Source organism: Candidatus Harpocratesius sp., from assembly GCF_054039255.1.
In genome coordinates this window covers 82,229-89,463 of sequence record NZ_JBPLBG010000015.1, presented here as the reverse complement: position 1 = coordinate 89,463, position 7,235 = coordinate 82,229, and the positions used below count along the sequence as shown (strand labels likewise).

The window sequence follows — 7,235 nt, the reverse complement described above, 5'->3', positions numbered from 1 at the left end:
ATTATCCATTCACGATTTGAACCACCATGACCAAACCACTCATATGCAACAATATCGCGTATAGATCTGATTGAATAATAATATTCTGTATCTTTGTTATAATATTGTAGATCACTTTTTATTTGACTTTCTGATGGCCCAATTCTGGCAATACCCACATCTATATTAACATTGGGATTAGATTCCATATAATTTACAATATCTATTGGAAAATCATAATTTCCTATTCCTGCAGTTCCTCCACTTTGATGAATAATCATATATTTTGTAACTGAATAACCAGAGACTTCAGGTTTTTGATTAATCAATTGACTAATTCTACTTTTTGAAAAATTATCATCAATGTAATTAAATCTATGAAAATTAATGCTATTAATAAAATTTTCAGACTCTTTTTTTGATAATAGCTTAATCTGATTAAGATCAAGATTAATACTTTTTTTATTACATAGTACTTGTTCCTTATTCGGTGTTAGTTGATTAAAAATTGAATGAATTCCTTCTAAATTATTTGACTGAAATAAACCCATGAATGAGAATTGAGATTCATTTTTTTCAAATGCAAAATCAATTCTTAAATAATTTGCTTGATGATGAATTTCTACAAAAAAGCCAATACTTGAATTTTCAAGATATAAATCGAATTTTTGGATTTTTTCTTGATATAAATAATTACTAATAGATATTTCAAAATTATCAAATTTGAAATTACCGAATTGAGAATAAAACATGATTTTTACTTTTTTTTCCTGAAAATTATCTAAAATTAAATTAAATGATGCTGTTTTATCTATTTTCATAGGTTGCTTATTTTCAAAATTTAATCTATAACCGATAAGGTTTCCATTTAGCAATGTTGTATTTTCCATGTTTATTCCATTTGTTTTTAAAGTTGAGGCAGAAATAAAAACGAATAATAGAATTGTTGTATAGCATATTTTTCTTTTCGCCATAATTTTTTTTTTTTTTTTCTTTATAAATTTTCGGGTTTCCTTCTAGCGAAAACTCGTTTTTGTTCAGAAAAAAGTTGTTTAATATTTTGTGGGAATAAATATATTCGCAATTAAAGGAAATGCAAACTAATTTACACTGTTAATGAATTTATTCAATAAAAGAACAAGAAATTTAGAACAGTCTACAATATTTTATGACTTTCTACATTAAATTAATCTACACACATACGATTTTAGCAATACTCTCATTTTCACTTTTAACTCTATTGCCTAATCCAAAATATTTCAATTGTTCAACATGTTGAAGATATTAATCGTTATCTTGTAAAAAGTTATGTGAACATTACTTAATAAATGAGAAAATTCACAAAGATGGTGACGAAAAAGGTGTCAAGTAGCCCACCAGAGTGATGTCGAGGCATTTTCTAGAAATTTATAAGAGAATAATGTCAAAATTCTGTTGAAATGGCGGTTAGTCAGATTTACCAAAATTACTGCAAAACAAAAATTATAGAACTGAATGCGGCATTCCATGGTAGATAACACCAGATTCGCATATTATAGAAAAAACATCCCTATAAAACACATATAATCCCATAAAATGCAGGGAATGAAGGTTGCTCGGATGTTTCAAGGTGTTTCCCTTTATGCTCAAAATATCCATATCGATAGTGATTTTCATTCTCTTATGAAAGGGAGATATCAAGATATAGAGGTTCCTGAATCTATTATATCGTAACAACAGATCGTTCCATTTGTAAGGAAATTGATTTTTAACTGAGAATTCTACCGTGCTAACTCGTATTAGAATTAATAATTCGTTCAATTTTTAAAGATTCATGTGTTTGTAATTGAATCTATAATAGAAAATAATTCTTTAGGAAAGAAATGAAAAAAAATAAAAACTTTAAAAGCTAAAGTTGAAAAAAAGTATTTAAATAATCTATCTAAATTTTGCTTTTTTTAATATAACAACTAAACCAATTCCAGCTAATACTGAGAGAACTACAATTCCTCCGACTTTAAATAGCGAAGTTCCAGGTAATCCAACATCATTTTTAATATCCACATAATAAGATACAAAAGTTGGATCCATGATTATGGAATATCCCTGCCAATTAAAGCACATTGAATAAATGTATGAGCTACTTATATAAGAAAAGGATGAAGCTTGTCCGACTTCTTCATCTGAATACATATATTCATATCCATAAATAGGGCTTATCGCTACTGTGTTATTATACTCTAAGCCGTCCTTTCCCCATGTATATGGCATTGTAAAATCCATAGACATCAATTCTTTGCTCTGATTTTCTAGATCGACTGTGATTTCACCATCAAATGCCATTGCAGAATCAAACTCTTCACCAGTTTCATTAACTATTTCCTCAGTTGTATCCCAAGCCATTAATTCAGTATATTGATCACTATACATGCTGTAATCAATTGTCATGGAGAGATTTTCAAAAGCAGTGATGGAATTATGAGTTTCAGGATCTGTGAAATCAGCAATATCGTGCTTTACCGCAACACTAGAACCAGTTTCACCACTTTCAAATGCAAATGAAATATTAAGATGATCAACATTACTGGCTATACTTAAGCCTCCATCAGAAGAATCGTCCATAAACCATTCATAATTGGATGCATAAGGAACTGCAAGAAAGTTCACATCTTCTAAGCAAATCCAAAATTCAGCACTATTTTCACTAATTTCAGGAATCCCCCAAACGACATTCTCAACTGAATTCAAAGTAAGCAAATATTTTTCTTCAGAGTTGCTCACGTTCATATCATAAGTTGGGTCACTTATAGAACCTTCATCAACATCTTCTACTTGCGTAAGCATCCATACTTCATCATCCCAGCAGCTTCCATTTTCATAATAAGGATCATAGGATACATCAACAACACCATTACCATTTATGTCTTCATATAGAGACATGCCAATGTAAGCAACATCTTGAGAAAGGAAAGTATATTGATTTGTCAAATTATCATAAAAACTCACCCATTGACCGATATCATATGAAAACCAAGTCCATGAATAGGTTTCATCTTCATAAGTTTCGTTTATCATCATCATTTGAGCCCATTCCCAGTCCCAATCGTACCACCAGTAATCATCATCTGAATCTGAATAAGGGGAAGTCGAAGCAGGACCTAAATTAGAAGGATCAATTAAACTTCCAAGAATAATCTCATAATTATCTGTATATTCTACGTTATACCAAGTATAATTAATGCTACCACTGTATGTTGTTGCCCATTCTTCAAAATAAACATCAATGAACCATAATCCTTCATCACCAGTTAACGATTCTTCCATTGTTGAGTACTCACCAGACTCACCAGGTTCTTCATCAGAAAAATCACCTGAAAAGCCTTCAGAGACATCTTCTGATTTAACTACACCATTATCTGAAATATCCCAATTATCAAGCCAAGAATCATCCCAATTGGTATCGTTTGAATCTGTCCAATTTTCATCCCATCCTAAAACATCAGCATTTTCATCAACATAATAATCATCATATCCTTCCCAATCAACAGCATCAAATTCGCTCCAATTATCATCATAATTTGTCAAGAAAGAACCATCAGGATCATCGTAAATATTAAAGTTCAAATATGAAAGATTTCCTGAATCATTTATAGTCATGTTATAATCGACCACAACTACAACCCAGGTGTCTTCAGTGCCGTTATTTAACCACAGCAGCTCCCAATAGGTATAATCATCTTGATATTCCCAAGTTGGAAATGTTTCGTTATACCAATAATAGGAATAATAATATTGTCCAGCAAATTCACCTTGTTTATAGGTAGAATTGTTTAAATCAGTTGTAACTTCATCACCAACACCAAGAGTTACATTCATAGTAGCGTTAATCAATAACAAACTGATTCCGCAGAAAAGAACGAACTTTATTTTTCTCATCTTAATTCAACCACCTTCAAATTACTAAATACAGTTTTTTGAAGATAATAAAAAAATAGTCAATCAGTATAAAAAGAAATGAGGACGGATTTTCCCCATCTCCAATTTATTATTTTAAAGAGCCAAAACGATAAAAAAAATAAATAAATAAAAATTGAGAATTCACTAAAAAACTAAATATTCATTTGTTTACTGCGATTGTGTATATTTTAATATAAAAGACACCATAGAGTAGACAGCAATAAAGAAAGTCAACAAGGAAATTGCCGTTAGCACCATTTTCACCATAACCTTTTTTGTAGGTTTTATATGATAATTACGAATGAACCAATCTCGAATATTATTAAAATTTTCATATGCTTCTTTTCTTTTCATATAGTAAAATGGATCTAACTTCCAAAGTTTGCCTTCATTATCCTTCCACATTATACTAATAGTCTTTTGTATTGGAATATTATAGTATCTGCGAGTTCGATATGAAAAAGTAGTCATAAATAGGTGAAGTCTCTTAATTTGTTCAGGGTAAATAAGCATAATCCCTGATGTATCTTCTTTTAAAATCTCCATATATTCAGTATAAAAGACAATTCGTTTCCACTTTATGCTTTTGAATTCTGAAGAATTTAACCCACTGTAAATTGAAAAAATTCAAAAAAATAAAAAAGTAAGAAGTAAACTTGAAATCATTATATAAAAATCAGAGATGCCAATCAAAATTTATGATAACAACATCTTAACTATATAAATCATACTTCAATCCGATGTTACTCATATGTCACAATTTTGTAATAATCCAATGAAAAAGAATTACTTAACTATATCTTAATTAAGAGTCAAGATCTTCAATTGTAGGATAAAGGAAGGATTTTCGACCCTCTTGACGCTTTTTAATTAAATCTGCTTTGATAAGTTTATCCAAATGATATTTTACGGTTTTATGGTTTTTATCAATTTTTTTTGCAATTTGATTTTGGGTCAATCCTGGCGTCGTTTGTATGATTTCTAAAATTTCCATTGTGGTTTTACTTTTCTGCAGTTTTAAATCAATATTTGATAATGGATTTTTCCCATGATAAGGAAAATACATAACATATTTACCAACAATTTCGCTCTTTATGATTTTATACCGTTCCAAGATCTCAAGGTGCCAATTTAAATTTCCTGGAGCAAGTTGGGTCTGTCGCAAAAGTTCACTGAAATGAATACCGGGATTTTCTACAATTAAATCGATCACTTTTGATCGATTTTCATTTTCTAATACATCTTCCATACTTAAACGGTGGGCACCTGTATCAAAATACATCACACGATTGAGTAAAAAGGCGCGATATTCTTGTTTAGACATCAAAATTCCGAATACAACAGCAAAGGAAAGAAAAATAATTATCAAAACATATGATATTCGCCAATTATTTTGACCAGGAATCGGGGAAAATTCAGTATTTACAGATTCAACTGTAAGAAAACTGGTGAATGTAGGATCCATTATAATTGCATATCCTTCCCAATTTCCAAAACATAAACTATAGGAATATGGAGCCATTTGTTCAGAATAATCTTTAGCCATACCAAAATTTAAATCCCCATAATGAATTGAAAAGCCATAACTAGGGGATAATGCAACAGTATTCCAATATTCTTTGTTGTTCTTCCCCCAAAGATACTTCTGTTGTAATTCCATTTGTATAATATTCGAATTATTTGCATGTATATTGACATCACCATCAACATCTACCGAAGCAAGATTGTAGGAATTCGTAGGTTCATTTAGTGAAACAATATTTGAAAATTGTGGGGAATAAACAGAATAATCCATGGTAATCCCTAATCCAGATAACATATCACCTGCAAAACTGTGATTTGTCCCATACAAAAAATCACTTAATTGATGCTTAATGCCAAATGTTGAAGCATTATTCACATTATCTAATTCAGAAGTTTGAAAAGAACATGCAATGGTCATATTCTCAAGATAAAATGATGTTGAAGAATTGTAAAGAGAAGGTGATGTACTGGTAGAATTATCATCGAACCATGATTCATTCCCCCATTCATCAATCTCATTATATAAAATCGATTCGTAATCATAACCATAAGGTTCCGATGTTAAAGTAACACCAGAAAAGGTTAAAGAAAAATTCAAATTTTGTGAATCAGGTAAATAATCAAGATTAAAAATTACATCTTGAATTGAATCAATGGTAATGTACGAAATATACTCCGACTGGTCTCGATCATAATATAAGCCATCTGGAGTTTCATTTCCACTATCTACGACATCATAAAATGCTTCAGCAATTCCATTTTGATTTGTATCATTATAAAGAGACATTCCTGTAAATGAAGTTGTCGTAATGAGAAAATCAATTGAATCACTGACTAAATCATTCCAACTCACCCATTGTGACAAATCATATGAAAACCAAGCCCATTCTGAAGTTTGATTAATAGTTTCATTAGTTTGCATCCACTGTGCAATCTCCCAATCATATTCATAACCAGACACAGGACTCCAATTTATTGAAGTAGGGTCGATTTGTTGCCCAGATTCAAGATCTATCCATTTATATTCAATTGTTCCTGTTGTTTCATCCTTCCAATCTTCCAAATATACATTAAAGAACCACCATTTTTCATCACCGTTAAGAGAATCGCGCATAATTTCATAAGCCTGCAGGTCTTGCTCATAACGATCGCTAAATCCCCAATTATTTATCCCATCTTCTTGATCTCCCCAACTTGCGTTCTCATAAAAATCAGATATTTCCATGGAAAAAGTATCATAATAGCTATCATTTGAAGAATCTCCTGTAAGATCATAATCTGGTTGTTCTAAATTGGGATCTTCATACTGCATCCAGCCATTTTGATAATTATTCCAATAATAATCTTCATAACCTTGCCAATAAATCGATTCAAATTCAGAGATATTATCTTTCCAGTTGCCTAACACACTGTTATCTGCATCTTCAAAGATTTCAAATGTAAAATATTTTGTATTTCCTCCAAATGAATAAGAAAGATTAGTGATTGTTTGTATCTCCACCCACACGTCTGAAGTCCCATTATTTAATAAAAACCAATCTGAATAAGTATAAATATCTGTGAAATTCTCTGATTCTAAAGTGAAGTTATCCCATTGATAATGATAAAATGAATTCCCAATCATTCCACTTGAATTCGACAAATCGATGAATGAAATAGTTGAAGTAAAAGGAGTAGAATTTCCATTTTCTTTCATTTGACTAAAGTTCAAAGAATTATCTTGATGCAAAGTGAGTTCATAAAGAACTGCAATATTTGAAAATCCTAAAAACATTAAATTGAGCAAGAATATTATA

General features: G+C 30.4%; 5 protein-coding genes. 1 reads left to right on the top strand and 4 read right to left on the bottom strand.

Annotated elements, in window-relative coordinates; all coding sequences use genetic code 11:
• The coding region (locus tag ACXLDF_RS03680) for a hypothetical protein (RefSeq protein ID WP_457557140.1) at nucleotides 1-953 on the bottom strand (953 nt) is incomplete at its 3' end.
• A 601-nt stretch (nucleotides 954-1,554) separates the two neighbouring features.
• Between ACXLDF_RS03680 and ACXLDF_RS03675 the strand changes: the two genes are divergently transcribed.
• Nucleotides 1,555-1,692, top strand: a complete 138-nt coding sequence (locus tag ACXLDF_RS03675) for a hypothetical protein (RefSeq protein WP_457557139.1) — start codon at nucleotides 1,555-1,557, stop codon at nucleotides 1,690-1,692.
• 204 nt (nucleotides 1,693-1,896) lie between these two features.
• On the opposite strand, the gene ACXLDF_RS03670 is transcribed toward ACXLDF_RS03675, so the two are convergent.
• From ACXLDF_RS03670 to ACXLDF_RS03660, 3 genes are all read right to left on the bottom strand, one after another.
• A complete protein-coding gene (locus ACXLDF_RS03670; protein WP_457557138.1) occupies nucleotides 1,897-3,894 on the bottom strand; it encodes a hypothetical protein in 1,998 nt (665 codons plus the stop codon).
• Between the two features lie 189 nt (nucleotides 3,895-4,083).
• Nucleotides 4,084-4,461, bottom strand: a complete 378-nt coding sequence (locus ACXLDF_RS03665) for a hypothetical protein (RefSeq protein ID WP_457557137.1) — start codon at nucleotides 4,459-4,461, stop codon at nucleotides 4,084-4,086.
• A 259-nt stretch (nucleotides 4,462-4,720) separates the two neighbouring features.
• Nucleotides 4,721-7,213, bottom strand: a complete 2,493-nt coding sequence (locus ACXLDF_RS03660; RefSeq protein ID WP_457557136.1) for a winged helix-turn-helix transcriptional regulator — start codon at nucleotides 7,211-7,213, stop codon at nucleotides 4,721-4,723.
• Between the last annotated feature and the right edge of the window lie 22 nt (nucleotides 7,214-7,235).

What these genes read in the sequence shown, in the direction of transcription:
- ACXLDF_RS03675 (WP_457557139.1), top strand. Translation starts at nt 1,555, where the DNA reads ATGCAGGGAATGAAGGTTGCTCGGATGTTTCAAGGTGTTTCCCTTTAT.
- ACXLDF_RS03670 (WP_457557138.1), bottom strand. Translation starts at nt 3,894, where the DNA reads ATGAGAAAAATAAAGTTCGTTCTTTTCTGCGGAATCAGTTTGTTATTG.
- ACXLDF_RS03665 (WP_457557137.1), bottom strand. Translation starts at nt 4,461, where the DNA reads ATGGAGATTTTAAAAGAAGATACATCAGGGATTATGCTTATTTACCCT.
- ACXLDF_RS03660 (WP_457557136.1), bottom strand. Translation starts at nt 7,213, where the DNA reads ATGTTTTTAGGATTTTCAAATATTGCAGTTCTTTATGAACTCACTTTG.